Origin of the sequence: Methylobacterium sp. Leaf361 (genome assembly GCF_001424445.1) — a bacterium.
GTDB lineage: Bacteria > Pseudomonadota > Alphaproteobacteria > Rhizobiales > Beijerinckiaceae > Methylobacterium.
Genome location: NZ_LMPY01000056.1, coordinates 50,431 through 76,493 on the forward strand (window position 1 = coordinate 50,431; position 26,063 = coordinate 76,493).

At 71.7% G+C, this 26,063-nt stretch carries 21 protein-coding genes; 13 read left to right on the forward strand and 8 right to left on the reverse strand.

The features are described from left to right. The first annotated feature begins 14 nt into the window (after positions 1 to 14). Positions 15 to 1,043, forward strand: a complete 1,029-nt coding sequence (locus tag ASG32_RS27060; RefSeq protein WP_056532410.1) for a TIGR01620 family protein — start codon at positions 15 to 17, stop codon at positions 1,041 to 1,043. Positions 1,044 to 1,050: 7 nt separating this feature from the next. On the opposite strand, the gene ASG32_RS27065 is transcribed toward ASG32_RS27060, so the two are convergent. From ASG32_RS27065 to ASG32_RS27075, 3 genes are all read right to left on the reverse strand, one after another. Further along, complete coding sequence (locus ASG32_RS27065) at positions 1,051 to 1,278, reverse strand: hypothetical protein (RefSeq protein ID WP_012319110.1); 228 nt, start codon at positions 1,276 to 1,278, stop codon at positions 1,051 to 1,053. A 154-nt stretch (positions 1,279 to 1,432) separates the two neighbouring features. After that, a complete protein-coding gene (locus tag ASG32_RS27070) occupies positions 1,433 to 1,984 on the reverse strand; it encodes an alpha/beta hydrolase (RefSeq protein ID WP_056532412.1) in 552 nt (183 codons plus the stop codon). A gap of 46 nt (positions 1,985 to 2,030) precedes the next feature. Beyond that, complete coding sequence (locus ASG32_RS27075; RefSeq protein WP_056532415.1) at positions 2,031 to 3,104, reverse strand: UV damage endonuclease UvsE; 1,074 nt, start codon at positions 3,102 to 3,104, stop codon at positions 2,031 to 2,033. 113 nt (positions 3,105 to 3,217) lie between these two features. Here ASG32_RS27075 and ASG32_RS27080 point away from each other — a divergent pair, with 113 nt between their 5' ends. From ASG32_RS27080 to ASG32_RS27105, 6 genes are all read left to right on the forward strand, one after another. Then, positions 3,218 to 4,408 (forward strand): YihY/virulence factor BrkB family protein, encoded by a 1,191-nt coding sequence (locus ASG32_RS27080; protein WP_056532419.1) that lies wholly within the window; start codon positions 3,218 to 3,220, stop codon positions 4,406 to 4,408. A 99-nt stretch (positions 4,409 to 4,507) separates the two neighbouring features. Continuing rightward, positions 4,508 to 4,918 carry a peptide-methionine (R)-S-oxide reductase MsrB gene (gene msrB, locus ASG32_RS27085; RefSeq protein WP_020095375.1) on the forward strand — a complete coding sequence of 137 codons (411 nt, stop codon included), beginning with the start codon at positions 4,508 to 4,510 and terminating at the stop codon, positions 4,916 to 4,918. A 318-nt stretch (positions 4,919 to 5,236) separates the two neighbouring features. Next, positions 5,237 to 6,229 (forward strand): hypothetical protein, encoded by a 993-nt coding sequence (locus ASG32_RS27090; RefSeq protein ID WP_056532421.1) that lies wholly within the window; start codon positions 5,237 to 5,239, stop codon positions 6,227 to 6,229. Between the two features lie 223 nt (positions 6,230 to 6,452). Beyond that, a complete protein-coding gene (locus ASG32_RS27095; protein WP_056532763.1) occupies positions 6,453 to 7,826 on the forward strand; it encodes a dicarboxylate/amino acid:cation symporter in 1,374 nt (457 codons plus the stop codon). After that, on the forward strand, positions 7,826 to 8,764 hold the full coding sequence (locus tag ASG32_RS27100; protein ID WP_056532423.1) for an ROK family protein: 939 nt from the start codon (positions 7,826 to 7,828) through the stop codon (positions 8,762 to 8,764). Before ASG32_RS27095 ends, ASG32_RS27100 begins: the two co-directional genes overlap by 1 nt. 123 nt (positions 8,765 to 8,887) lie before the next feature. After that, the gene (locus ASG32_RS27105) at positions 8,888 to 9,784 is read left to right on the forward strand and encodes a bestrophin family protein (RefSeq protein ID WP_056532425.1); all 897 of its coding nucleotides are present in this window, start codon (positions 8,888 to 8,890) and stop codon (positions 9,782 to 9,784) included. A 3-nt stretch (positions 9,785 to 9,787) separates the two neighbouring features. Here the strand turns inward: ASG32_RS27105 and ASG32_RS27110 are convergent, their stop codons facing one another. Next, on the reverse strand, positions 9,788 to 10,369 hold the full coding sequence (locus tag ASG32_RS27110; protein WP_056532426.1) for a histidine phosphatase family protein: 582 nt from the start codon (positions 10,367 to 10,369) through the stop codon (positions 9,788 to 9,790). A gap of 186 nt (positions 10,370 to 10,555) precedes the next feature. Between ASG32_RS27110 and ASG32_RS27115 the strand changes: the two genes are divergently transcribed. The 3 genes from ASG32_RS27115 (at position 10,556) to metH (ending at position 16,603) form a co-directional block, all read left to right on the forward strand. After that, positions 10,556 to 11,581, forward strand: coding sequence for a metalloregulator ArsR/SmtB family transcription factor (locus ASG32_RS27115; RefSeq protein WP_020095369.1), 1,026 nt, complete (start codon positions 10,556 to 10,558; stop codon positions 11,579 to 11,581). A 56-nt stretch (positions 11,582 to 11,637) separates the two neighbouring features. Beyond that, entirely contained in the window at positions 11,638 to 12,558 is a 921-nt protein-coding gene (metF, locus tag ASG32_RS27120) for a methylenetetrahydrofolate reductase [NAD(P)H] (RefSeq protein WP_020095368.1), read from the forward strand. 292 nt (positions 12,559 to 12,850) lie between these two features. Then, positions 12,851 to 16,603, forward strand: coding sequence for a methionine synthase (gene metH, locus ASG32_RS27125; protein WP_056532428.1), 3,753 nt, complete (start codon positions 12,851 to 12,853; stop codon positions 16,601 to 16,603). A gap of 135 nt (positions 16,604 to 16,738) precedes the next feature. Here the strand turns inward: metH and ASG32_RS27130 are convergent, their stop codons facing one another. The 4 genes from ASG32_RS27130 to ASG32_RS27145 all read right to left on the reverse strand — a co-directional run bounded on the left by ASG32_RS27130 (position 16,739) and on the right by ASG32_RS27145 (position 21,650). Next, entirely contained in the window at positions 16,739 to 17,743 is a 1,005-nt protein-coding gene (locus ASG32_RS27130; protein ID WP_107352004.1) for an SMP-30/gluconolactonase/LRE family protein, read from the reverse strand. A gap of 51 nt (positions 17,744 to 17,794) precedes the next feature. Next, positions 17,795 to 19,525: an L-arabinonate dehydratase gene (araD, locus tag ASG32_RS27135; protein ID WP_056532430.1), complete on the reverse strand. Its 1,731-nt coding sequence runs from the start codon at positions 19,523 to 19,525 to the stop codon at positions 17,795 to 17,797. Between the two features lie 16 nt (positions 19,526 to 19,541). Further along, the gene (locus ASG32_RS27140) at positions 19,542 to 20,849 is read right to left on the reverse strand and encodes an MFS transporter (protein WP_056532432.1); all 1,308 of its coding nucleotides are present in this window, start codon (positions 20,847 to 20,849) and stop codon (positions 19,542 to 19,544) included. 81 nt (positions 20,850 to 20,930) lie between these two features. Further along, positions 20,931 to 21,650 (reverse strand): ribonuclease activity regulator RraA, encoded by a 720-nt coding sequence (locus ASG32_RS27145; protein ID WP_012319094.1) that lies wholly within the window; start codon positions 21,648 to 21,650, stop codon positions 20,931 to 20,933. Between the two features lie 192 nt (positions 21,651 to 21,842). Between ASG32_RS27145 and ASG32_RS27150 the strand changes: the two genes are divergently transcribed. The 3 genes from ASG32_RS27150 (at position 21,843) to ASG32_RS27160 (ending at position 25,981) form a co-directional block, all read left to right on the forward strand. Next, complete coding sequence (locus tag ASG32_RS27150) at positions 21,843 to 22,544, forward strand: GntR family transcriptional regulator (protein ID WP_244492241.1); 702 nt, start codon at positions 21,843 to 21,845, stop codon at positions 22,542 to 22,544. Positions 22,545 to 22,673: 129 nt separating this feature from the next. Beyond that, complete coding sequence (locus ASG32_RS27155; protein WP_056532437.1) at positions 22,674 to 24,344, forward strand: thiamine pyrophosphate-binding protein; 1,671 nt, start codon at positions 22,674 to 22,676, stop codon at positions 24,342 to 24,344. A 59-nt stretch (positions 24,345 to 24,403) separates the two neighbouring features. Beyond that, the gene (locus ASG32_RS27160) at positions 24,404 to 25,981 is read left to right on the forward strand and encodes an aldehyde dehydrogenase (NADP(+)) (RefSeq protein WP_056532439.1); all 1,578 of its coding nucleotides are present in this window, start codon (positions 24,404 to 24,406) and stop codon (positions 25,979 to 25,981) included. The last annotated feature ends 82 nt before the right edge of the window (positions 25,982 to 26,063 follow it).

The following is a 26,063-nucleotide window of genomic DNA, read 5'->3' on the forward strand; positions in this document are numbered from 1 at the left end:
CGGAGCCCGCGACCATGACCTCCGGCCAGAAACCCCGCGCCTTCCGGATCAACCCTGAACCGGTCGGCGAGCCGAGCGTGACCACGACGCCGCTCGGGCCCCGGCCGCCGCAGGCCAGGATCGTCGAGGAACCCTTCGAGATCCTCGACGCCGCCGACGGCGTCGCCGTGCCGGTGGCGCCGCGCTCGCGCTCGCCCTGGGGCGCCCTGTTCTTCTCGGCGGTGGGCGGCCTCGTCTCCCTGGGCGTCGGCCTGTCGGTCGAGCGGATGATCAGCGACCTGTTCCAGGCCGCCCCCTGGCTCGGCTGGGTCGCGCTCGCGCTGCTGGGCCTCGCCGCGCTGGCGCTGCTGGCGATCGTGGTGCGGGAACTCGCCGGCCTTCGGCGCGAGCGCAAGATCGAGCGGCTGCGCCAGTCGGCGCTGGACGCCCTCGCCACCCGCGACCACACCGGCGCGCAGGCGGTGGTGCAGGCGCTCTCGACCTTCTACGCGGACCGCGACGCCCTGTCGGCGGGCCGCGCCCGGATCGACGCGGCCGCCGACGCGATCCTCGACGTCGACGACCGGATCGGACTGGCCGAGCACGAACTGCTCGCCGGCCTCGACCGGCAGGCGCGGAACGCCATCGCGACGACGGCCAAGCAGGTCTCGGCGGTGACGGCGCTCAGCCCGCGGGCGATCGTCGACGTGGCGTTCGTCGTGTTCGCGGCGGTGCGGCTGCTGCGCCGGATCGCGGCGATCTACGGCGGCCGGCCGGGCTTCCTGGGCTTCCTGCGACTGGGGCGCGCGGCGCTCGCGCATCTCACGGTCACCGGCGGCATGGCGGTGGGCGAGAGCGTGATGCAGCAGGTTCTGGGGCTCGGGATCGCCGCCCGGGTCTCCGCCAAGCTGGGGGAGGGCGTGCTCAACGGGCTGATGACCGCCCGGTTCGGGCTCGCGGCGCTCAACGTCTGCCGGCCGCTGCCGTTCGTGCGGGAGTCCCCGCCGCGGCTCGCCGACGTCGCCGGCGAGCTGCTGCGCTCGGCCGAGGCCGAGCCGAAGTAGGGGCGCGCTACTTGGCGCCCGCGGCGGCGCGGCGGTTGGCGATGCGCGAGAACATGTTGCCGGTGTAGTCGGCGGTCTTCGGCTTCTCGGGCTCGCCGAGCTTGGCCTCGAAGGCCTCGATCCGCTTGAGCAGCGTCACGTCGTTGAACAGCGAGCTGTTGAAGTTGCTCTGGGCCCGGGGGCCGAGGGCGGTCTGCACCGCTTCGAGTCGTTCCAGAAGCTCTTTGCGCGTCACGGTGCTCTCCAGGGGCGGCTTCGGGACGAAGGACCGCCCGTGCCGCCACTGAAGAGGGCGGTGGTAAACAGCGCGTTAATGCGACCCGCGCCGGTCCCATCCCGCCGAGCCACGGGGACGCCGATCGTCCTCGCGCGCCGCAGGGCTCGCAGGCTCAGAGCCCCTTCAGGAACCCGGCGAGCCGCATCAGCCCCTCGGGCCAGGGACCGTGCCCGCTCGCCACGTTGAGGTGGCCGGATTCGCCCGCGTCGACCGTGAGCGCCCCCCAGGCATGGGCGAAGTCGTCCGCCCGCTCGTAACGGCAGTACGGGTCGGTACGGCTGGCGACCAGCAGGGACGGGAAGGGCAGGGGATCGCGCGGCACCGGCGCGAAGGCCCGGACCGCGTCGGGCAGGCCCGGCGCTTCCTCGACGTCCGGGAGCGCCACCAGGAGGGCGCCGCGCACCACCCCTACGGGGAAGCGCGGCACCGCCTCGACGCACGCCACCACGCCGAGGCTGTGGGCGATCAGGATGACCGGCCGCGTCGCCGCCGCGACCGCCTCGGCGATGCGGCCGCACCACGCCTCCGGGGTCGGTTCGTGCCACTGGTCCTGCTCGACCACGCGCGCGGTGGCGAGGCGGCCCGCCCAGCGGGCCTGCCAATGGTCCTCCTCGGAGCCCCCGAGCCCCGGGACGATGAGGATGTCGCAGTCGGCGGTCTTCATACCGGGATGCCTAGTGCGGACCGACGGACGCGTCGAGACCGTCCCGTCATTCGGCCGCGATCGGCGCCGCTCCCTCGAGGGCCAGGATGTGTCGGGCGATCTGCACGGAGGCGCGGTTCTTCGCCTTGGCCTCGATCTCGAAATCCGCCCAGGCGAGGTGCCGGGCGACGAGGTCGTTCACCGCCCGGTTCCACATCATGTCGGAATGGGCCGCGAGGTCCCGGACCGCGTGGCCGGCCGCGCGCAGGGCCGGGAAGTCGGGCAGGGCCTCCGGATCGCAGGCGGCGGAGACCGCCTCGCGCGACACGCTGATATGGGCCACGGGCCGGACGCCGCGCCAGGATGCCTGCACCCGGGCGATCCGGGCATCGTCCGGCTCGAGATACTCCCCGCCGCTCTCGACCCAGTGGTGGTGCAGGTCGAGCACCACGGGCACGAGGTCGGCGAGCCGCAGCACCGCGTCGAGGCCGAACACGTTCTCGTCGTTCTCGACCGTCACGAGGTCGCGCGCCACCCGGCTCGCCCGGGGCAGGGTCTCGCGGAAGCCCTCGACCCCCGGGTCGCCCGCGCCGACATGGATGTTGATATGGGCGCCGTGCGGGTGCCAGCCGCCGCCGTAGCCCATCCGGTCGAAGATCTCGGCGTGGTAGTCGAGCTCGGACAGGCCGTTGGCGATCGCCGCCGGGTTGCGGCTCGCCAGCAGGCAGAACGGTCCCGGGTGGAAGCTCAGGCGCACCCCGAGCCGGCGGGCCAGCGCGCCGGCCTCGGCGAGGCTGCGCTCGACCAGCGCCGCCATCTCGGGCTCGGCGTAGAGCGGCTGCGCGATCGGGTGGGTGTAGCCCGGAAGGACGTTGCTCGCCATGCGCAGGAGACGCTCCAGCGGCGGCCGGGCCCCGACCCAGGCGATCTGGCGGGCGAGGGCGTCGAGGTTGTGGGCGACGAGCCCGGTGAGCTTCACCCGCCGAGCGGCCGGCTCCAGCTTCGTGAGATGGGCCATGGTCACGCTGGTGAGGTTCATGTGCAGCGTGGCCTCCCGCTCCGCCTTGAGGGTGGCGTGGGTGCCGGGCGGCTCGTCCAGGACGAACTTGCAGCAGAATCCGAGTCGGGGCTGATCGCGCATAACGAGCACAACGCGCGGAGGGCCGCGGCGTCCCCGCGCGACGCGCGGAACGGCCGCGGCACGACGACGTTGGGAGTCCCGAGCGCGGCAGTTCCGCGCACTGGCCCCGATCCATGCCCCCGTCACCGTCGCGTTCGACCGGCCCCTCGGAGGGCGGCTCGATCCTCTGGATCCTGATGCTCGGTTCGGCGCTGGTCGCCCTCGCGGCGGCGCCGGCGCGGCGCCGCGTGCCGGCGGCTCTCCCCGCCGACGAGCCGCCGCTCGACCGCGATCCGTCCTGCGACGATCGGGGCCTGCGGAAGGGCGTCGCCGCGGGGGCGCGCTCGATCTCGGGGCGCGCCGCGCAGCTCACCGCCGCGACCCAGCCGGAGCGCGGCCGCGCCGCCGACAGCCCCGTCGAGATGACGCGGTCCGGCTGGAAGGACATCGTCGTCCGACTCTACCTGGAGTTCAACAAGGACCGGGTCCTGGCGGTCGCCGCCGGGGTGACCTTCTACACGCTGCTGTCGCTGTTCCCCGCCATCGCCGCGCTGGTCTCCTGCTACGGCCTGTTCGCCGACGTGACCGTCATCAACGATCACCTCGCCCAGCTGCACGCGGTCCTGCCGTCCGGCGCGGTCGAGCTCATCGGCGACCAGGTCAAGCGCATCGCCGCCAAGGGCAGCGGCTCCCTCAGCATCACGTTCTTCTCCAGCCTGCTCCTGTCGATCTGGAGCGCCAACGCGGCCATGAAGGCGATGTTCGACGCGCTGAACGTCGTCTACGAGGAGGAGGAGAAGCGAAACTTCTTCTGGCTCAACCTCCGCTCGCTCACTTTCACGGTCGGCGCCCTGCTGTTCATCATCGTCGCGCTCAACGTGATCGTCGTCGTGCCGGTGATGCTGAACTTCCTGGGCCTCGGCTCGACCGCGTGGCTGCTCGCGGCCCTGCGCTGGCCGGCGATCCTGATCGTCCTGCTCGGCGGCCTGTCGGTGCTCTACCGGTTCGGGCCGAGCCGGGAGCACGCCCGCTGGCGCTGGGTCGGGTTCGGCAGCGTCGTCGCGGGCCTGCTCTGGCTCGCCGCGTCGCTCCTGTTCTCCTGGTACGTCGCCAATTTCGGCACCTACAACGAGACCTACGGGTCGCTCGGCGCCGTGATCGGCTTCATGACGTGGATCTGGATCTCCTCGACGATCGTGCTGCTCGGAGGCGAGATCAACGCGGAGCTGGAGCACCAGACCGCCCGCGACACCACCACGGGCGCGCCGCTGCCGATGGGCGCGCGCCGGGCGCGGATGGCAGACACCGTCGGCGCCGCCGCCTGAACGCCGCGTCTCCGATCCCGGAGACGGCCTGCGGCATCCTCCGGGACTGCCGGATAGGGCGCGCGATCCCTATATAGCGTGGCGAGAAGGGAGATCGTCATGGCCGACACGCCGACCACCAGCCCGGAGACCCGCAGCGACGCCGAGTGGCGCTCGGCGCTGACACCGGAGCAGTACCGGGTCCTGCGCGAGCACGGCACGGAGCGGGCCGGCACGAGCTGTCTGCTCGCCGAGAAGCGGGCCGGGACCTTCACCTGCGCCGGCTGCGGTCAGCCGCTGTTCGAGCAGGGCACCAAGTTCGAGTCCGGAACGGGCTGGCCGAGTTTCTTCGAGCCCCTCGACGGCGCCGTCGAGACCACGGTGGACCGCAGCCACTGGATGGTCCGCACCGAAGTGCACTGCGCCCGCTGCAAGGGCCATCTGGGCCACGTCTTCGACGACGGCCCGGCGCCGACCGGCCTGCGCTACTGCATGAACGGCGCGGCGATGAATTTCGAGCCGGCTGAATGAATCGCGGGGGCCGCTAACCTGGGTTCGGAAACGCGGCGCGAAAGCCGGGATATCGGGGACAGGGACCGCCGGGGCCGGATCCTCGGCCGGATCCGGTCTTGATTTCGTCGCGTTTTTGCTTAGCGCTCTATAGTCTCAGGATGTCGCTGTCCGGTGATTGGCGACGGAAGTGGTCAGGCTCTGGCGAATACGGCGTGGCAGTCAGCTTATACGCCGTGCGGGCCGGCTCCACGTGCCCCCTTCCGTGCGGCCCGGCGGCGCTGAGGGCTGTCCGCCGGATCGGCGCGCCGCCGACCAAGCGGGAGGGGTTTTGAGTTCATGAGCACCGTTCGCCGATTTCTGGTCGCACCATCCCTGGTCCGCCTGATCCGCAAGGAGCGGGGTGGCGCTCGCATCACCGAGGGTCACTTCGCGCCCCAGGGCGGCCGGGCCTCCTACGTGCGCGTCGACGGCCAGGTCTGCCAGCTGGTCCTGGTGAACAAGGGGCCGGACGGCGTCCCGGTCGAGGAGCGCACCGACGTCCCGCGCGCCCACGGCGACGCCCTGCTGGACGTGTGCCCCGGCAAGGCCGCCTACGACCGCACCACGCTGAATGCCGGCGGGCGCGAGATTGCCATCGACCGCTACGTCACCCCCGGCAGCCTGGACCTGATCAGCGTCACCTTCGACGATGACGGCGAGGCCGCCGGCTTCCACGCCCCGAGCTGGTTCGGCCGCGAGGTCAGCAGCGAGCCGGCCTTCGAGCGGGCGGCCCTGGCCATCCAGGGCGTGCCGGCGGCCGAGGAGGTGGCGCTGAGCAACGCCGCGCTGGACGCGGTGCTGGACCTGATCGAGCCGCGCTTCGGCTTCGGCCGCTACGGTAGCAGCAGCAGCAGCCGGAGCACCGAGTCCGACGAGGGCGCGATGGGTGCTATCCGCCGGGCCGCGGCTCCCGCGGCGCTGGCCGCCGCCGCGCCGGTCGTCGCCGCCCCGCCGCCGGCTCCCGAGCCCGCCGCGGCCGCCCCGCGCCCGCCCGAGCCGGCCCCGGAGCATCACCCCGAGCCCGAGCCGCAGCCGGAGTCCGCGCCGGAAGCGGCCGCGCACGCCGCGCCGGCCGCCGAGACGCCCGCCCCGCAATCCGGCAGCGGCGACGCCCTGCACGGGGATGCCCGCATCGACGACGTCATCGAGAGCCTGTCGCAGGCCCTCGGCGCGGCGATCCACCAGCAGCCCGATCCCGCCGCCGAGAACAAGGACGGGAAGAGCGAGGATCCCGCCTCGATGTTCGAGCGCTGGACCGTCCGCCCCCGCCGGACCCAGCAGCAGACCTGAGCCGCGTCGGAACGACGCGAGGCACGGCCGGGCCGCAGCGCAGATCGCGCTGCGGCCCGTCTGTTTTCGCGGGTCTCGGATACGAGAGATCTTCGTCCGGGAATGACAGGTTTTTGTCACGGATGGTTCCGGGCGGATAAGCGTGCAGCCGTTGAGGCGCCGGGTGATAGTCGCTAGCGTGCCGGCAAATCGGGAGGGTGCGCGGTCGTCGCACGGGATGGACATGGCACAGGCAATCCAGGCGACGGCTCCCGCCGCAGCGCCCCGCGAGCCCTGGTACAAGGTGCTCTACATCCAGGTGCTGATCGCCATCGCGCTCGGCGTCCTGCTCGGCTGGTACGACCCGGCCACTGGCAAGTCGATGAAGTGGCTCGGCGACGCCTTCATCGGCCTGATCAAGATGATGATCGCGCCGATCATCTTCTGCACGATCGTCCACGGCATCGCGTCGATCGGCGATCTGAAGAAGGTCGGCCGCGTCGGCCTGAAGGCGCTGGTCTACTTCGAGGTGGTGTCCACCATCGCGCTGCTGATCGGCGTCATCGTCGGCGAGGTGATCCGGCCCGGCGCCGGCTTCAACGCCGACCCGTCGAAGCTCGACGCCAGCAAGGTCGCGACCTACGCCAGCAAGGCGGCCGCCGATTCCACCGTCGCCCACATCCTGGCGATCATCCCGAAGAGCTTCCTCGACCCCTTCGCCACCGGCGACCTGCTGCAGGTGCTGCTGATCTCGATCCTCACCGGCGTCGTGGTGACGAATCTCGGCGAGCGCGCGGCCTCGGTGAACCACGCGATCGACACCGCCGGCCAGATCTTCTTCCGGATCATCGGCATCGTCGTGAAGCTCGCCCCCGTCGGCGCCTTCGGCGCCATGGCGTTCACGATCGGCGAGTACGGCATCCAGAAGGTCTACGACCTCGCGTGGCTCGTCGGCACCTTCTACATCACGGCGATCCTGTTCGTGCTCGTGGTGCTCGGGACGATCGCCCGGGTCGCGGGCTTCTCGATCCTGCGCTTCCTCGCCTACATCAAGGACGAGCTGCTGATCGTGGTCGGCACGTCATCCTCCGAGACGGTGCTGCCGCAGCTCATGACCAAGATGCGCCGCCTCGGCGCCTCGGACTCGGTCGTCGGCCTCGTGGTCCCGACCGGCTACTCGTTCAACCTCGACGGCACCAACATCTACATGACGCTGGCGACGCTGTTCCTGGCGCAGGCCGTGGGCGTGGACCTGTCGATCAGCCAGTACGCGACCATCATCCTGGTGGCGATGCTGACCTCGAAGGGCGCATCGGGCGTCACGGGTGCCGGCTTCATCACCCTGGCGGCGACGCTCTCGGCGATCCCCAACAGCCCGGTGCCGGTCGCCGCCATGACCCTGGTCCTCGGCATCGACAAGTTCATGTCCGAGTGCCGCGCGCTCACCAACCTCGTGGGCAACGGCGTCGCCTGCGTGGTGGTCAGCCGCTGGGAAGGCGAGCTCGACGTCGCCAAGCTCAACGAGGTGATGGCCCACCCGGTCGCCATCGGCACCCACATCGCCGACGAGTCGCCGCAGCTGATGGGCACCGACAGCAAGGTCGCCGCCGCCGAGTGATGGGATCGCCGACGGCGAAGAACGCGGGTCGCCCGCGTCTCGGGATCGATCTCGGCGGCACCAAGATCGCCGGGATCGTGCTCGACCGGGACGGGTCGACCCTGGCCGAGGCGCGGATGCCCGCCCCGCGGGGCGCCTACCGGGCCACCGTCGAGGCCGTGGCCGACCTCGTCCTGCGTCTCGAGGCCGAGGCCGGCGCGCCCTGCAGCGTCGGCATCGGCATGCCCGGGAGCCTGTCCCCGGCGACGGGCCTCGTGCGCAACGCCAACTCGCACTGGCTCAACGGACACCCGTTCGCGGTCGATCTCGGCGCGCGCCTGGAACGCCCGCTCCGGATCGAGAACGACGCCAACTGCCTGGCGGTGTCGGAGGCGATCGACGGCGCCGGCGCCGGGGCCCGCGTGGTCTGGGCGGTGATCCTGGGCACCGGCGTCGGGTCCGGCATCGCCCTCGACGGTCGGGTGCTCACGGGCCGCAACGGCATCGCGGGCGAGTGGGGCCACGGCCCCCTGCCGGCGCCCCGCGACGACGAGCGGCCGGGCGCCCCCTGCTACTGCGGTCGCCGGGGCTGCGTCGAGACCTGGCTGTCCGGTCCCGGGCTGGCCGCCGACCACGCGCGGCGGCACGGCGGCAACCTCACCGCCGAGGCGGTCGTCGCCGAGGCCCGGGCCGGAGGCCCGGCGGCGCGGGAGACGCTCGCCGTCCACCTCGAGCGCCTCGGGCGCGCGGCCGCCCAGGTGGTGAACCTCCTCGACCCGGACGTGATCGTGATCGGCGGCGGCCTGTCGCGCATCCCGGAGCTGATCGCCGGCCTGCCGGCGGCGATCGCCCCCCACGTCTTCTCCGACGCCTTCGACACGCCCGTGCGGGCGAGCCTGCACGGAGACGCGTCGGGCGTGCGCGGCGCGGCGTGGCTGTGGGAGGCGGAGACCGTCTGAGACTTGTCCGCGGCCCGTCCGCGACCCGGCCTTGGTCGATCGAACTGCCGAGCTCACAGAGACGTCGGTTGCGGGACCGGAGGGCGCAGGGCAGGACGGCAGCACCGCATCGCCGAAGTCCCGATGATCGTCCGCACCCGGCCCAACCTGCTGACCCTGCTGTTCACCCTGCGCGGCTCGATCGTGCCGCGGGTGGCGCCCAAGATCGCGGGGATCGTCGCGGTCTCGTGCGCGGTGGTGTGGGCGGAATCGCGGTGGCCCGCGCTGTTCCCGGTCAGCGCAGGGGTGACGCCGTTCACCGTAGTCGGCCTCGCCCTCTCGATCTTCCTGAGCTTTCGCAACAACGCCTGCTACGAGCGCTGGTGGGAGGCGCGCAAGCACTGGGGCAACCTGATCGGCGAGGTGCGCAACCTCGCCCGCGCCCTCCCGGCCCTGCTGCCCGAGCGGGAGGCCGCGCTCCAGCTCCGGCGCCTGTCGGCCTTCGCGCACGGCCTCCACGCCCGCCTGCGCGACCTGGACGAGGCCGCCGCCGTCGACCGCACGAGCCCCGGATCGGACCTGTCCGGCCCGAACCCCACCGACTCGGTCCTGGCCGCCATCACCCGAGACCTCGCCGCGCTGACGCGCGCGGGCCGGCTCAGCGACATCCAGTTCGGCATCCTCGAGGCCCGGATCGAGGCGCTGTCGGGCGTGCACACCGCCTGCGAGCGGCTCGCCAACACGCCGCTGCCCTTCGCCTACACGTTGCTCGTGTACCGGACGGCGTGGCTCTACTGCCTGCTCCTCCCGGTGGGCCTCACCGGCGCCCTGGGCTGGGCGACTCCGATCGTGGTGGCGCTCGTGGCCTACACGTTCTTCGGGCTCGACGCCCTCGGGGACGAGCTCGAGGAGCCGTTCGGCACCGAGCCCAACGACCTGCCCCTCGACGCCATGGTCCGCGCCGTGGACCGCATCGTCCACCACGCGCTCGGCGAGCCGATGCCCCAGGCGCTGGCACCCGACGGGTACTGGCTGCGCTAGCGCCTACCCGTTCCAGGCACGCAGCACGGGCTCGGTGCGGTCGTGCTCGTAGCCGAGCACCGAGACGCTCGCGGTGCCGAGGACGAGGAGCGCGCCGCCCCGCGGCTCCAGGCCGATCCAGCGCGCGGCGAGCACGCGCAGAAGGTGTGCGCTGGAGAACACGATGAGGTCGGCGTCGCGGGCGCGGGCCCGGGCGATGACCCGGTCCGCCCGGGCACCGACATCCGCCGCCGTCTCGCCGCCGGGGCAGCCGTCGCGGAACAGCCGCCAGTCCGGCCGCTCGGCCAGGATCGCCTTCGTGGTCCGGCCCTCGTAGGCGCCGTAATCCCACTCGGCGAGATCCGGGTCGATCGCGCGGCGGTCGCCGAAGCCCGCCAGCGCGCAGGTCGTGGCCGCCCGGCCCGACGGGCTCGACCACACCTCCGCGTAGGCGCGGCGCGCCAGGCGCGGTGCGAGGGCGCGCGCCGCGTCCTCACCCTCCAGCGTCAGGGGGATGTCGCTGCGCCCGGTATGCTGACCGGACCGGCTCCAGGCGGTCTCGCCGTGGCGGACCAGCGTGATCTGCGGGAACGGGCTCTCGGCCATGCGTGCCTCCCCGGGCACGCGGTCCGCGGCCCTGTCATCGATCCAGTCATCGACCCTGCCATCAACGCCGCCGCCGCGCTTCGGTCTCATCGGTTCGGCAATGCCGTCGGGAGCCGTCACGCGCCGTCTTGGACCCGATCAAGATCGTGCTTGCGCCCGCGGGAAAACGGACATAAACATATCTTTATGTCTATCGAACGCAGGCAAGAAGCGGGGTCGATCCCCTTTCCGGAAGCCCTGGGCGTCCTGCGTGCCGCCGCGGAGGAGACGCGCCTGCGCATCCTGGCGCTGCTCGTCGAGGGGGAACTGTCGGTGTCCGACCTCACCGACATCCTGGGTCAGTCGCAGCCGCGGATCTCTCGCCACCTCAAGCTATTGGTGGAGGCCGGGCTGGTCGAGCGCCACCGCGAGGGGGCCTGGGCGTTCTTCCGGCTGTCCGACGCCCGCGCCGGCTTGGCGGACCCGCTCCTGTCCGGTCTCGACCGGACCGCGCCGCCCCTGTCGGAGGACCGCGCGCGCCTCGACGCCGTCCGGGCGCAGCGGGCGGATGCCGCCACGACCTTCTTCGCCCGGCTGGCCCCCAAATGGGACGAGCTGCGCTCCCTGCACGTGCCCGAGGCGATCGTGGAGGCCGCGGTGCTCGACGCCCTGGGCGACCGCCCGATCGGCAGTCTGATCGATCTCGGCACCGGCACCGGCCGGATGCTCGGCCTGCTGGCGCCCCGGGCCGGCCGCGCCACCGGGCTCGATTCGAGCCACGCCATGCTGTCCGTCGCCCGGGCCAACCTGGAGCGCCAGGGCTTGGCAAGGGTGGACCTGCGGCAGGGCGACATCCACGCGCCGCCCTTCGCGCGGGCGAGCTTCGACCTCGTCGTGGTCCATCAGGTGCTGCACTATCTCGACGACCCGGCCCGGGCGCTCCGCGGGGCCGCGCGGCTCGTGGCGCCGGGCGGCCGCCTGCTGGTGGTGGACTTCGCGCCGCACGAGCTGGAATTCCTCCGCACCGGGCAGGCCCATCGGCGCCTCGGCTTCTCGGCCGAACAGGTCTCCGGCTGGCTCGCCGAGGCCGGCCTCGCGACGGTCGCCACCCGCGATCTGACGCCGCGCGAGTCGGGCCAGCTCACCGTCACCCTCTGGCTGGCCCAGGACGGGCTGGCTCAGGACGGGCTGGCCGACACCGACACAGAACAGCCTCAGCGCGCCGTCGCCTGAGACACTGACCTCCGCAGACTTCGTCTGAACCGACCGACATAGAGGACGAGACCCCGATGCGCCGCTCCACCCACCGCGCCAGCCGCGACGGCTACCACCCGATCCGCGTCTCGATCGAGTTCTTCCCCCCGAAGACCGACGAGATGGAGAAGATCCTCTGGAACTCCATCGAGCGCCTCGCGCCGCTGCAGCCGAGCTTCGTCTCGGTGACCTACGGCGCCGGCGGCTCCACCCGCGAGCGCACCCACAACACGGTCGCCCGCATGGTCCGCGAGACCGGCCTCAAGCCCGCCGCCCACCTCACCTGCGTGGACGCCTCTCGCGACGAGATCGACGCGGTGGTCCAGTCCTACTGGGACGCGGGCGTGCGCCACATCGTGGCGCTGCGCGGCGACCCGGCCGAGGGTGTCGGCCACGCCTACCGGCCGCACCCGGAGGGCTACGCCTCGACCGCAGAGCTGGTGAAGGGGATCAAGCGGATCGGCGACTTCAAGGTCTCGGTCTCGGCCTATCCCGAGAAGCACCCCGAGGCGGCCTCCCTCGACGCAGACATCGACGCCCTGAAGGCCAAGGTCGATGCCGGGGCCGACCAGGCGATCACCCAGTTCTTCTTCGAGAACGAGATCTACCTGCGCTACCTGGACAAGGTCCGGGCCGCCGGGATCACGATCCCGATCATCCCGGGCATCCTGCCGGTGCAGAACTTCAAGCAGGCGGCGAACTTCGCCCGCCGCACCGGCGCCTCGGTGCCCTACTGGCTGGCCGCCCGGTTCGAGGGGCTGGAGGACGACGTCGAGACCCGCCGGCTCGTGGCCGGCGCGGTGGCGGCCGAGCAGGTGCTCGACCTCGTGGACGAGGGCGTCAACGACTTCCACTTCTACTCGATGAACCGCTCCGACTTGGTCTACGCGATCTGCCACCTGCTCGGCCTGCGCGCCCAGGCGCCGAAGCTGGCGGCCGCGAAGGCCGCGGCTTAACTTCTCGGGGCCGCGGTCCGTCATCGCGGACGCAGCGAAGCGACCCAGGGCAGCGCGACATCCGTGAGCGTGGCGCGGCTGGATTGCTTCGCTGCGCTCGCAAAGACGGCTTGTGTCCGAGACAGCAGCCAGGGCACGCACGAGAGACCGAAGATCCCCCTCCACCTCGTCCTGAGGGGCCGCGTGAGCGGCCCCGAAGGAGGGCTCCAGGGAACACCGAGATATCTGGAGGCCTCCAAGGCCTCCGCTTCGCTCCGGCACCTCAGGACGAGGTGATCTGACAGGACGCACGATGACCGATTTTGCCCCCGTCGACGGCACCGAGATCGCGAAGGCCTTGCGCCACCGCGCCGCGGAGAAGATCCTCGTCCTCGACGGGGCGATGGGCACGGTGATCCAGCGGCTCAAGTACTCGGAAGAGGACTTTCGCGGCGACCGATTCAAGGATCACGGCCACGATCAGAAGGGCAACAACGACCTGCTGATCCTGACCCAGCCCGACGCGATCCGGCAGATCCACCTCGACTACTTCCTGGCCGGCGCCGACGTCTGCGAGACCAACACCTTCTCGGGCACCACCATCGCCCAGGCCGATTACGGCATGGAGTCGATCATCCACGAGCTGAACGCTCAAGGTGCGCGGCTCGCCCGCGAGGCCGCCAAGCTCGCCGAGCAGAAGGACGGCCGCCGCCGCTTCGTGGCCGGCGCCATCGGCCCGACCAACCGCACCCTGTCGATCTCGCCGGACGTGAACAACCCGGGCTTCCGGGCGGTGACCTTCGATCAAGTCAAGCAGGCCTACGTGGAGCAGATCCACGGCCTCATCGACGGCGGCGCCGAGCTGATCCTGATCGAGACGATCTTCGACACGCTCAACGCCAAGGCGGCGGTTGCGGCCGCGTGGCAGGTCTTCGACGAGACCGGCATCCGGCTGCCGATCCAGATCTCCGGCACGATCACCGACCTCTCGGGCCGCACCCTGTCGGGCCAGACCCCGGCGGCGTTCTGGCACTCCCTGCGCCATTCCGAGCCGCTGACCTTCGGCCTCAACTGCGCGCTCGGCGCCCGCGAGATGCGCGGCCACATCGCCGAGCTGTCGCGGATCTGCGACACGCTGGTCTGCGCCTACCCGAATGCCGGCCTGCCGAACGAGTTCGGCCTCTACGACGAGAGCCCGGAGGCGATGGGCAAACTGGTCGGCGAGTTCGCCGAATCCGGCCTCGTCAACATGGTCGGCGGCTGCTGCGGCACGACCCCGGACCACATCCGCGCCATCGCGGAGGCCGTCGCCGGCAAGGCGCCGCGGCCGATCCCCGAGGTGCCGCGCCTGATGCGGCTCTCGGGCCTGGAGCCCTTCGTGCTCACGCCGGAAATCCCGTTCGTGAACGTCGGCGAGCGCACGAACGTCACCGGCTCGGCCAAGTTCCGCAAGCTGATCACCAACGGCGACTACGCGGCGGCGCTGGACGTCGCCCGCGATCAGGTGGCGGCCGGCGCCCAGGTGATCGACGTCAACATGGACGAGGGCCTGCTCGACTCCCAGAAGGCGATGGTCGAGTTCCTGAACCTCGTCGCGGCCGAGCCCGACATCGCGCGCGTGCCCGTGATGGTCGATTCCTCGAAGTTCGAGGTGATCGAGGCCGGGCTGAAGTGCATCCAGGGCAAGCCGATCGTGAACTCGATCTCCATGAAGGAGGGCGAGGAGAAGTTCATCGAGGCCGCCAAGGCTTGCCGCTCCTACGGGGCCGCCGTGGTGGTGATGGCCTTCGACGAGCAGGGCCAGGCGGATTCCTATGAGCGCAAGGTCGAGATCTGCACCAAGGCCTACCGGATCCTGACCGAGCAGGTCGGCTTCCCGCCCGAGGACATCATCTTCGATCCGAACATCTTCGCCGTCGCCACCGGCATTGAGGAGCACAACCCGTACGGCGTCGCCTTCATCGAGGCGACCCGCACGATCCGCGAGACCCTGCCGCACGCCCACATTTCGGGCGGCGTCTCGAACCTCAGCTTCGCGTTCCGCGGCAACGAGCCGGTGCGCGAGGCGATGCACGCCGTGTTCCTGTTCCACTGCATCAAGGCCGGCATGGACATGGGCATCGTCAATGCCGGCCAGCTCGCCGTCTACGACGAGATCCCGGCGGAGCTGCGCGAGTTGTGCGAGGATGTGGTCCTCAACCGCCGCGACGATTCCACCGAGCGCCTGCTGGAGGCGGCCGAGCGGTTCAAGACCGGCGCCTCGGCCCAGGCCAAGACCGCCGACCTGTCCTGGCGCGAGGCCCCGGTCGAGAAGCGCATCGAGCACGCGCTGGTCAACGGCATCACCGAGTACATTCTCGCCGACACCGAGGAGGCGCGGCAAGGCGTGGAGCGGCCGCTCCACGTCATCGAGGGGCCTCTGATGTCGGGCATGAACGTGGTCGGCGACCTGTTCGGCTCCGGCAAGATGTTCCTGCCGCAGGTGGTGAAGTCCGCCCGCGTGATGAAGCAGGCGGTTGCCTATCTTGAGCCGTTCATGGAGGAGGAGAAGCGCGCCAATGGCGGCGACGGCAAGCGCCAGGCCGCCGGCAAGGTGCTGATGGCGACCGTGAAGGGCGACGTCCACGATATCGGCAAGAACATCGTCGGCGTCGTGCTGGCCTGCAACAACTACGAGATCATCGATCTCGGCGTGATGGTGCCGGCCGCCAAGATCCTGGAGACCGCCAAGCGCGAGCAGGTCGACATCGTCGGCCTGTCGGGCCTGATCACCCCGTCGCTCGACGAGATGGTCCACGTGGCCGGCGAGATGGAGCGCGAGGGGCTCGACGTGCCGCTGCTGATCGGCGGTGCCACCACGAGCCGCGTCCACACGGCGGTCAAGATCCACCCGGCCTACGCCAAGGGTCAGGCGGTCTACGTCACCGACGCGAGCCGCGCGGTCGGCGTCGTGTCGAGCCTGATCTCGAAGGAAACCCGCGGGACCACGATCGAGAAGGTCCGAGCCGAGTACGCCAAGGTCGCCGACGCCCACAAGCGCTCGGAGGCCGACAAGCAGCGGCTGCCGCTCGCCAAGGCGCGGACCAACGCCTTCAAGATCGACTGGTCGGGCTACAAGCCGGCGAAGCCCTCCTTCACCGGCACACGGGTCTACGGCTCCTACGAGGTCGCCGACCTCGTGCCCTACATCGACTGGACGCCGTTCCTGCAGACCTACGAGTTCAAGGGCCGCTTCCCGGCGCTCCTGGACGATCCCGAGCAGGGTCCGGCCGCTCGCGCCCTCTACGAGGACGCGCAAGAGATGCTGAAGCAGATCGTGGCGGAGCGCTGGTTCAACCCGAAGGCGGTGATCGGCTTCTGGCCGGCCAACAGCGTCGGCGACGACATCGTCCTCTACACCGGCGAGAGCCGGTCGGAGCGGCTCGCCACCTTCCACGGGTTGCGCCAGCAGCTCTCGAAGCGCGACGGGCGGTCGAACACCTGCCTGTCGGATTTCGTGGCCCCGGCGGAGACCGGCATCGCCGATTACGTCGGCGGCTTCGTGGTGACGGCGGGCCTTGAGGAGGTGCGGATCGCCGAGCGTTTCGAGCGGGCCAACGACGATTACCGGGCGATCCTCGTGAAGGCGCTCGCCGACCGCATCGCCGAGGCCTTCGCCGAGCGCATGCACGAGCGGGTGCGCAAGGAGTTCTGGGGCTACGCGAGCGAGGAGGCCTACGCCCCCGAGGAACTGGTGCTGGAGAAGTACGACGGCATCCGCCCGGCCCCGGGCTACCCGGCCCAGCCCGACCACACCGAGAAAACCACGCTGTTCGACCTGCTGAAGGCCGAGAGCCGGATCGGCGTGAAGCTCACCGAGTCCTACGCGATGTGGCCGGGCTCGTCGGTGTCGGGGATCTACATCGCCCACCCGGAGGCGCACTATTTCGGCGTCGCCAAGGTGGAGCGCGACCAGGTCGAGGATTACGCCGCCCGCAAAGGCATGGATATCCGTGAGGTCGAGCGCTGGCTCGGGCCGATCCTGAACTACGACCCGGCGCGGTACCTGCCGCAGGCGGCGGAGTAGGGGCGGGGCACCACCGTCATCGCGAGCGTAGCGAAGCGACCCAGGGCAGCGCGACATCTGTCGGCGTGGCGTAACCCTGAATTGCTTCGCTCCGCTTGCAAGGACGGCGCGGCGGCCCGAACCGCCCGTCCGACCTCAGCAGGTCCCCGCACCCCGCGTGTTCACGTACAGTGAATAGACCGAGTGCGACGCCGTCATCAGCAGCAGGTTGCGGTTGAGGCCGCCGAAGCACAGGTTGGCGCAGCGTTCCGGCAGGCGGATCCGGCCGATCAGCTTGGCCTGCGGCGACAGCACGATGACGCCGTCCTCGGCCTCGCTCATCCCCCAGCCGCACCAGAGGTTGCCGTCGACATCGACCCGGAACCCGTCCGGCGTGCCGGTGCCGGCATCGTAGAAGACGCGGCCGTTGGCGGTCCTGGTGCCGTTCTCGACCACGTCGTAGACACGGATCAGGCGGTTCGGCTTCGCCCGCGCCTCGATCACGTAGAGCTTGGACTCGTCGGGCGAGAAGCACAGGCCGTTCGGACCCGCCACGCCCTCGACCACGACGCTGGCCTGCCCCGTCTTCGGATCGATCCGGTAGACGTTGCCGGGCAGTTCCGGCGCGGCCATCGACTCGTGCGGGTTCGGCCCGAAGGCCGGGTCGGTGAACCAGACCGCGCCGTCGGAATGGCAGACCACGTCGTTCGGCGAGTTCAGCGGCTTGCCGTCGAACCGGTCGAGCAGCGTGGTGAGGCTGCCGTCGTGCTCGGTCCGGGTCACGCTGCGGGTCCTGTGCTGGCAGGTGATCAGGCGGCCCTGCCGGTCGCGGGTGTTGCCGTTGGCGTAGTTCGACGGCTTGCGGAACACCGAGAGCGCGCCGGAGGCCTCCTCCCACTTCATGATCCGGTCGTTGACCACGTCGCTGAACAGCAGCGATCCCATGTCGCCGAACCAGACCGGCCCCTCGGCCCAGCGGAAGCCGGTGGCGACCCGCTCCACCGTCGCCGAGGCGAGGCGGTATTTGGCGAAGGCCGGATCGAGGATCTCGACGGCCGGGTCGGGCACCCGCTGCGACGGTTCCCAGCCGGCTCCGGCCGCCCGCGCGGCGCCGAGCAGGGCCGCCCCGGCGAGCAGACCCCTGCGTGCGATCGTGACCATGGTACCTCCCTGTGATGGGGCCTGCCGCCTGTTGCCGGCGGCTCGGGCCGGTCAATGAATCTCGGGTTCCGGGATCCCCCCGGCGCCCTCCAGAAAGTCGAAGTCGCAGCCCTCGTTGGCCTGCCGCACGTGCCGGGCGAACAGCCGGTTGTAGCCCCGCGGATAGGCCCGGTCCGGCGGAACGAAGGCCTTCACGCGCGCCGCGATCTCGGCGTCGTCGAGATGCAGGTGGATCCGCCGCCCGGGCACGTCCACGGTGATGAGGTCGCCGTCGCGCACGGCCGCGAGCGGACCGCCCGCGGCCGATTCCGGCGCCACGTGCAGGATGCAGGCACCGTAGCTGGTCCCGCTCATCCGCGCGTCCGAGATGCGGACCATGTCGCGCACGCCCTGCCGGAGCAGCACCTTGGGGATCGGCAGCATGCCCCATTCCGGCATGCCGGGACCGCCGATCGGGCCGGCATTGCGCAGGATCATCACGTGGTCGGGGGTGACGTCGAGGTCGAGGTCGTTCACCGCCGCGCTCATCGCGTCGTAGCTGTCGAAGACCAGCGCGGGACCGGTGTGCTGCAGCAACCGCGGGTCGGCGGCCGGCGGCTTGATCACGCAGCCGTCGGGAGCGAGGTTGCCGTACAGGATCGCGGTCCCGCCCATGGCGACGATCGGCCGGTCGAGCGGCCGGATCACGTCGTCGTTGAACACCCGCATGCCGGCCAGCCCGTCGCCGATCGTGCCGCCGGTGACCGAGCGGGCGTCGAGGTGGAGGAGGGGGGACAGGCGCGCCATCAGAGCGCGGATGCCGCCCGCGATGTGGAAATCCTCCATGAGCCACTGACCCGAGGGCCGGAGGTTGGCGATGACCGGCACCTTCTGGGCGAAGTCGTCGAACTCGGTGAGCTTGACCGGGATACCGGCCCGACCGGCCATGGCCACGAGGTGGATCATCGCGTTGGTGGAGCCGGCGAGCGCGTTGTGGACCACCAGCGCGTTGTCGACCGAGCGGCGGTCGAGGATGTCGGACGGCTTCAGGTCCTCCCAGATCATCTCGACGATCCGCCGGCCGCAGGCGCCGGCCATGCGCGGATGGTCGGCGTCGGCCGCCGGGATCGAGGCCGAACCGGGCAGCGATAAACCCAGGGCCTCAGTGATCGCCGTCATGGTCGAGGCCGTGCCCATGGTCATGCAGGTTCCGGCGGAGCGAGCGATGCCCGCCTCCATGTCGTTCCATTCCTGCGTGGTGATGTTCCCGGCCTCCTTCTCGGCCCAGTACTTCCAGACATCCGAGCCCGAGCCCAGGATCGTCCCGCTGAAATGGCCGCGCATCATCGGTCCCGCCGGCAGGAACACCATCGGCAGGTTCATGGAGATCCCGCCCATCACCGTGCCGGGTGTGGTCTTGTCGCAGCCGCCCATCAGCACCGCGCCGTCCACGGGGTGCTGGCGCAGCAGTTCTTCCACCTCCATGGCCAGGAGGTTGCGGTAGAGCATCGTGGTCGGCTTGACGAAGTTCTCCGACAGCGACAGCGCCGGCAGCTCGATCGGGAAGCCGCCCGCCTGCCAGACGCCGCGCTTCACGTGCTCGACGCGCTCGCGGAAATGCTGGTGGCAGGGGTTGATGTCGCTCCAAGTGTTGATGATGCCGACGATCGGCTTGCCGGTGAAATCCGCCCGCTCGTAGCCCATCTGCAGCATGCGCGAGCGGTGGCCGAAGCTGCGCAGGTCGGTGGCGCCGAACCAGCGCTGGCTGCGCAGATCCTCCAGGGTCTTCTTGCGCGCGGTCATCGCTCTGTCTCCGGTCTCACGCGTTCGACCCGGCCGGGCGGCCCGCGACGAGCGTGATCGCCGCGGCGGCGAGCGCGCAAGCCGCCAGGAAATAGAGGCCGGCCTCGTAGGTCCCGGTATAATCCTTCAGCCAGCCCAGGACGTAAGGGCCGACGAAGCCGCCGAGATTGCCGATCGCGTTGATCAGCGCGATCCCCCCGGCGGCCGCGGGCCCGGCCAGGAACTCCCCCGGCATCGCCCAGAAGGCGGGCTTGCTCCCGTAGAGCCCGATCGTGGCCACCGACATCGCCGCGAGCGCCCAGAGGCTGCCGAGCATGGGGCCGGAGACGACGAGGCCGAGGGCGGCGACCAGCGCGGCGATCGCGAAGTGCCAGCGGCGCTCGTCGCGCCGGTCCGACGACCAGCTCCAGGCGATCATGCCCAGGGTCCCGACGCCGTAGGGCACCGCCGTCGCGACCCCCGTCTCCCAGTCGGTGAGGTGCAGGCTCTTCAGGATCGGCGGCAGGAAGAAGGTGATGCCGTAGGTGGCGGTACCGATGCTGAAGTACATCGCGCCCAGCGCGAGCACGCGCCGGTCGGTCAGGACCTGCCCCAGGGTGAAGGGCCCGTGGGCCCGGACCGTGCCGTCCCGCTCCGCCGCGATCGCGGTCCCGAGCCACAACCGCTCCTCGGACGTGAGCCACGCGGCCTGTTCGGGCCGGTCGGTCATCAGCGCCAGGACCGCGAAGGCCAGCAGGATCGAGGGCGCCGCCTCGAGGAGGAACAGCCACTGCCAGCCGTGCAGGCCGAGCGCCCCGTCGAGCTGGAGCAGCGCCCCCGAGATCACCGCCGTGAGGGCGTTCGAGCCCGGGACCGCGAGGAACAGCGCGGCGACCACGCGCGCCCGGTACCGCTTCGGGAACCAGTAGGTGAAGTACAGGATCACGCCGGGGAAGAAGCCGGCCTCGGCCACGCCCAGCAGGAAGCGCAGGGCGAGGAAGCTCGTCGGGCCGGTGATGAGCGCCATGCTGCCCGCCACCAGCCCCCAGGTGACCATGATCCGGGCGATCCAGAGCCGCGCCCCGGCACGCTCCAGGAGAACGTTGCTCGGCACTTCGAAGATGACGTAGCCGAGGAAGAAGATGCCGGCCGCCCAGCCGTAGACCGTGGCGGAGAACCCGAACTCCCGGTTCAGCCCGAACGCGGCGAAGCCGACGTTGGTCCGGTCCATGTAGGCGACGAAGTAGATGAGGACGATCAGCGGCAGCAGACGCCGCGACACCTTGGCGACCGTCCGCCGCTCGATCTCCGGCGCCGCATCGCCCCCGCGCAATCCCGCCGCCATGGCGTCCCCCCGAGCCGAATCCGACGCGTCCCGGCCCTTTGCCGATCGCGGGCCGGGCCGGAGCGGGCCGGTGCGGCACGCTCAGCGGCCGGTCCGCGTCCGCCAGGCGGCGAAATCGGCGAGGCTCTGCTCGTCGGTGGCAGGGTAGAGGCCGAGGATTGTGCGGCCCTTGCGTACCTCCTCGGTGACGAAATCCTCGTAGGCGGTCATCTCCACGGCCTCGTCGGCGACCGCGTCAGCGAGGTGGGCCGGGATCACCGCCACCCCGTCGCCGTCGCCGACGATCACGTCGCCGGGGAAGACGGGCGCGTCGCCGCAGCCGATCGGCACGTTGATGTCGATCGCCTGGTGGACCGTGAGGTTCGTCGGTGCCGACGGGCGCGCGTGGTAGCTCGGCATCTCGAGCCGGGCGATCTCGTCGGCATCGCGGAAGCCGCCGTCGGTGACGAGCCCGGCGCAGCCGCGCACCATCAGCCGGGTCGCCAGGATCGAGCCCGCGGAGGCGGCCCGGGCGTCCTTCCGGCTGTCGATCACCATCACGGCGCCGGGCGGGCACTCCTCCACGGCCTTGCGCTGCGGGTGCGCGCGGTCGCGGAACACCGTGATCGGGTTCAGATCCTCCCGGGCCGGGATGTAGCGCAGGGTGTAGGCCTCGCCGACCATCGTCGGGCCGCCGGCCTTCAGGGGCAGCACGCCCTGGATCATCTGGTTGCGGAAGCCGCGCTTGTAGAGGGCGGTCATCAGCGTGGCCGTGCTGACGGTCTTCAGCTTGGCGCGCGTCTCAGGGGACAACCCGGACATCCGCTTCTCCTCCCCGGGCCTCGGTCTCGGCACCCGCAGACGGTGACAATCACGCGTCGCTTGCGCCGGCCTTGGCTCCCGTCCGCGCTGGGCGCGGACTGATATCCCAGCTCTTGAGTAACACGGGGCGCCGCGCCATTGTCAACCGGCGCGGGTCGCGACCGACCCGAGCGGAGATCGACGGGGAAGCCCTTGGCCGAATTGGACTTTACGGGCGGCGGCAGCGCCTCGACGGCGGAGGCGCGCAGGCCGCGCTCGCTGGCCGAGACCGCCTACGACGCCATCGAGCAGATGATCATCAGCCGCCGCCTCGCGCCAGGCGCGATGGTCTCCGAGGGCGAACTCGGCGCGGAGCTGGGCCTCGGCCGGACTCCGGTCCGCGAGGCCCTGGCACGGCTGAAGACGATCGGGTTCGTGGAGGTCCACCCGCGCCGCGGCGTCCTCGTCACCCAGGTCGACATCATCAGGCACCTCGAGCTGCTGGAGGTGCGGCGGCCCCTCGACGAGACCGTGGCCCGCTGCGCCATCGCGCGGGGCACCGAGGACGACATGGCGCAGCTGCTGGACCGCGTCGGCGGGCTGCGCCGCACCGCGGAGGCCCGCGACCGGGAAGCGTATTTCCGGCACAAGCGCGCCCTGCACGAGGGGCTGGTCGGCGCCGCCTACAACCCGACGCTCGCCGGCACCATGGCGGCGCTGCACGCGCAGTCGCGACGGTTCTGGTACACCTACGAGCCGACCGCGAGCTTCCCGGACTGCGCGGCGATCCACGCGGCGATCGTGTCGGGCATCGCGGCGCGCGACGCGGAGGCGGCCCTTGCCGGGATCGGGACGCTGTTCGACTTTCTCGACCGGATGACCCGCCGGGCCCTCGACCGGCGCCCCCTGGTCTGACAGGTTGACCGCCCCGAACCCGCCCCTATCCTGAGACTGGGATATCAGACGCATCTCAGCGGCGGGCGGATCCACGGCCGATCCCGGCGCCATGCCCCGGACGCGGCCCGAGCGCCAGGGAGGAACGGCTTGAGCGGATTGCCCCCACGCACCGGCGCGCAGGTGCTCGTCGACCAGCTCCGCGCGCAGGGCGTCGAGCGCGTGACCTGCGTCCCCGGCGAGAGCTATCTCGCGGTGCTCGACGCCCTGCGCGACAGCGGCATCGACGTTCTGGTCTGCCGGCAGGAGGGCGGCGCGGCGATCATGGCCGAGGCCGCCGGCAAGCTCACGGGCCGCCCTGGCATCTGCTTCGTGACCCGGGGGCCCGGCGCCACCAACGCCTCCGCCGGCGTGCACATCGCCCGCCAGGATTCGACGCCGATGATCCTGTTCGTCGGCCAGATCGCCCGGCGCATGCGCGACCGCGAGGCCTTCCAGGAGGTCGACTATCGCCAGATGTTCGGCGGCGTCGCCAAGTGGGCGGTGGAGATCGACGACGCGGCGCGCATCCCGGAGATCCTCGCCCGGGCCTTCCGGGTCGCGCTGCAGGGCCGCCCGGGCCCCGTCGTGGTCGCCCTGCCGGAGGACATGCTCGACGACGTCGCGGCCGTGCCGGACGCGCCGCGCGTCGTCCCGGCCGCGCCGGCCCCGTCGGGGGACGATCTCGCGCGCCTGCGGGCCATGCTGGCGGAGGCGCGGCGGCCGGTGGTGCTGCTCGGCGGCTCCCGCTGGACGGAAGGCGCCGTCGCCGCCCTGGCCGCCTGGGCCGAGCGCCACGACCTGCCGGTGGCGGTCTCGTTCCGGCGGGCGCAGCTCTTCCCCGCCGACCACCCGAACTTCGCGGGCGAGCTCGGGATCGGGCCGAACCCGGCGCTGCTCGCCCGGATCCGGGAGGCCGACCTGCTGCTGATGGTGGGCGGGCGCCTCTCCGAGATGCCGGCGCAGTCCTACGGCCTGCTCGGCATCCCCGATCCCGGCCTGCCGCTGGTCCACGTCCACGCCGACGCGGCGGAACTCGGCCGGGTCTACCAGCCGGCGCTGGCGATCGAGGCGGCGCCCGAGACCTTCTGCGCGGCCCTGCCGGAGTTCGAGGCGACCGGGACCGGCCGCGCCGCCGAGGCCCACGCCGCCTACCGCGCGTGGTCCGAGACCCCGGAGCCGAAGCCCGGCGCGTTCCAGTACGGGGAAGCGATCACGTGGCTGCGCGAGCGGCTGCCGCCGGACGCGGTGATCTGCAACGGCGCCGGCAACTTCGCCACCTGGGTTCACCGCTATTACCGGTTCCGCGCCTTCGGCACGCAGCTCGCGCCGACCTCCGGCTCCATGGGCTACGGCCTGCCCGCCGCCGTGATGGCGAAGCGCAGCCGCCCGGAGCGGATCGTCGTGGCGCTGGCCGGCGACGGCGACGTGATGATGACCGTGCAGGAATTCGCGACCGCGGTTCAGTACGGGATCGCCGTCGTTGTGGTGGTGCTCGACAACGGCATGTACGGCACGATCCGGATGCACCAGGAGCGCGAGTATCCCGGCCGCGTCTCGGCGACCGAGCTGCGCAACCCCGACTTCGCGGCGCTGGCCCGCGCCTTCGGCGGCCACGGCGAACGGGTGGAGCGCACCGAGGAGTTCGCCCCCGCCTTCGAGCGCGGCCTCGCCTCCGGGCTGCCGGCCATGATCCACTGCCTCGTCGATCCCGAGGCGCTCACCCCGACCATGACCCTCGCGGCCATCCGCGAGAAGGCCCTGGCGGCGCAGCGGGGCTGACCGCCCGCTCGCGCCGTCCCGGTGCGGCCCGCCCGCACCCCCACCGAGAGGAGCAGCTCATGACCCTGCGCGGCGAGAACCTGATCGGCGCCGAGGCGCGGCGCGGCACCGAGGCGGCCTTCCGGGCCGTCGAGGCGGCCACCGGACAGGCCCTGGAGCCGGACTTCCCGGGCGCGAGCCGGAGCGACCTCGACCGGGCCTGCGCGCTCGCCGAGGCCGCCTTCGACACCTTCCGCGAGACCGACCCGGAGGCGCGGGCCGGCTTCCTGGAAGCGATCGCCGCGAACATCCTGGAGATCGGGGATGACCTCGTCACCCGCTGCATAGCCGAGACGGGGCTGCCCCGGCCGCGGATCGAGGGCGAGCGCGCCCGGACGGTCGGCCAGCTGCGCCTGTTCGCCGGCGTCGTCCGCGAGGGCAGCTACGTCGAGGCGCGGATCGACCCGGCCCTTCCGGACCGCAAGCCGCTGCCCCGTCCGGACCTGCGCCTGCGCCGGATCGCCGTCGGCCCGGTGGCGGTGTTCGGCGCCTCGAACTTCCCGCTGGCCTTCTCGGTGGCGGGGGGCGACACCGCCTCGGCCCTGGCGGCGGGCTGCCCGGTGGTGGTCAAGGCCCATCCCGCCCATCCCGGCACCTCGGAACTGGTCGGCCGCGCCGTCCAGAAGGCGGTTGCGTCCTGCGGCCTGCCGGAGGGGACCTTCTCGCTGCTGTTCGATGCCGGCCAGTCGATCGGGCAGGGGCTGGTGGCCGATCCCCGGATCGCGGCCGTCGGCTTCACGGGCTCGCGCCGGGGCGGCACCGCCCTGATGGCGATCGCGGCCGGGCGCCCGTCGCCGATCCCGGTCTACGCCGAGATGAGCAGCATCAACCCGGTGCTGCTGTTCCCCGGCGCGCTCGCCGCGCGGGGTGCCGCGATCGGCAAGGCCTTCGCGGCCTCGCTGACGCTCGGCGCCGGGCAGTTCTGCACCAATCCCGGCCTGATCCTGGCGCTGCCGGGTCCGGGTCTCGACGCCTTCCTCGAGGCGGCCGGCGCGGCCCTGCGCGAGAGCCCGGCCGCGACCATGCTGACGCCCGGCATCCAGCGCGCGTACCGCGAGGCCGTGGCGCGGGTGGCCGGCCACGCCGCCGTCACCCGCATCGCCGAGGGCACGGAGGGCGGGGCGACCCAGGGCCGGGCGACCCTGTTCGCCGCGGACTCGGACGTGTTCCTGGCGGATCCCGAGCTGCAGGAGGAGATGTTCGGCGCCTCGGGGCTCGTGGTGCGCTGCGCGGACTTCGCCGCGATGCGGGCGGTCCTGGAGCGTCTGGAGGGTCAGCTCACGGCCTCGCTGCACCTCGCGCCGGAGGATCACGCGGCCGCCCGGGACCTGCTGCCGCTCCTGGAGCGCCGCGTCGGCCGGATCTTGGTGGACGGGTTCGGGACCGGCGTCGAGGTGGCGCACGCCATGGTGCATGGTGGGCCTTACCCGGCGACCTCGGACGGGCGCACGACCTCGGTGGGCAGCCTCGCGATCGACCGGTTCCTGCGGCCGGTGAGCTACCAGGACGTCCCCGACGCCCTGCTGCCGGCGGCGCTCCAGGCCGCCAACCCGCTGGGCCTGCCCCGCCGGATCGACGGCACACCCGAGCGCCGCTGAGCGGCGGCTTGCGGGGGCCGGGAGGCCGCGATCCGCCGCTTGCCAGGGGCGGGCGCGGCGTCTAGACAGCCTCCGCTCACCT

Excerpts from the sequence above, each read along its gene's own strand:
- ASG32_RS27105 (WP_056532425.1), top strand. The coding sequence starts at position 8,888 with ATGATCGTCCGCACCCGGCCCAACCTGCTGACCCTGCTGTTCACCCTG.
- ASG32_RS27145 (WP_012319094.1), bottom strand. The coding sequence starts at position 21,650 with ATGTCCGGGTTGTCCCCTGAGACGCGCGCCAAGCTGAAGACCGTCAGC.
- metH (WP_056532428.1), top strand. The coding sequence starts at position 12,851 with ATGACCGATTTTGCCCCCGTCGACGGCACCGAGATCGCGAAGGCCTTG.
- ASG32_RS27110 (WP_056532426.1), bottom strand. The coding sequence starts at position 10,369 with ATGGCCGAGAGCCCGTTCCCGCAGATCACGCTGGTCCGCCACGGCGAG.
- ASG32_RS27070 (WP_056532412.1), bottom strand. The coding sequence starts at position 1,984 with ATGAAGACCGCCGACTGCGACATCCTCATCGTCCCGGGGCTCGGGGGC.
- ASG32_RS27080 (WP_056532419.1), top strand. The coding sequence starts at position 3,218 with ATGCCCCCGTCACCGTCGCGTTCGACCGGCCCCTCGGAGGGCGGCTCG.
- ASG32_RS27095 (WP_056532763.1), top strand. The coding sequence starts at position 6,453 with ATGGCACAGGCAATCCAGGCGACGGCTCCCGCCGCAGCGCCCCGCGAG.
- ASG32_RS27075 (WP_056532415.1), bottom strand. The coding sequence starts at position 3,104 with ATGCGCGATCAGCCCCGACTCGGATTCTGCTGCAAGTTCGTCCTGGAC.
- metF (WP_020095368.1), top strand. The coding sequence starts at position 11,638 with ATGCGCCGCTCCACCCACCGCGCCAGCCGCGACGGCTACCACCCGATC.
- ASG32_RS27115 (WP_020095369.1), top strand. The coding sequence starts at position 10,556 with ATGTCTATCGAACGCAGGCAAGAAGCGGGGTCGATCCCCTTTCCGGAA.
- ASG32_RS27160 (WP_056532439.1), top strand. The coding sequence starts at position 24,404 with ATGACCCTGCGCGGCGAGAACCTGATCGGCGCCGAGGCGCGGCGCGGC.
- ASG32_RS27090 (WP_056532421.1), top strand. The coding sequence starts at position 5,237 with ATGAGCACCGTTCGCCGATTTCTGGTCGCACCATCCCTGGTCCGCCTG.
- ASG32_RS27140 (WP_056532432.1), bottom strand. The coding sequence starts at position 20,849 with ATGGCGGCGGGATTGCGCGGGGGCGATGCGGCGCCGGAGATCGAGCGG.
- araD (WP_056532430.1), bottom strand. The coding sequence starts at position 19,525 with ATGACCGCGCGCAAGAAGACCCTGGAGGATCTGCGCAGCCAGCGCTGG.
- ASG32_RS27100 (WP_056532423.1), top strand. The coding sequence starts at position 7,826 with ATGGGATCGCCGACGGCGAAGAACGCGGGTCGCCCGCGTCTCGGGATC.
- msrB (WP_020095375.1), top strand. The coding sequence starts at position 4,508 with ATGGCCGACACGCCGACCACCAGCCCGGAGACCCGCAGCGACGCCGAG.
- ASG32_RS27060 (WP_056532410.1), top strand. The coding sequence starts at position 15 with ATGACCTCCGGCCAGAAACCCCGCGCCTTCCGGATCAACCCTGAACCG.
- ASG32_RS27130 (WP_107352004.1), bottom strand. The coding sequence starts at position 17,743 with ATGGTCACGATCGCACGCAGGGGTCTGCTCGCCGGGGCGGCCCTGCTC.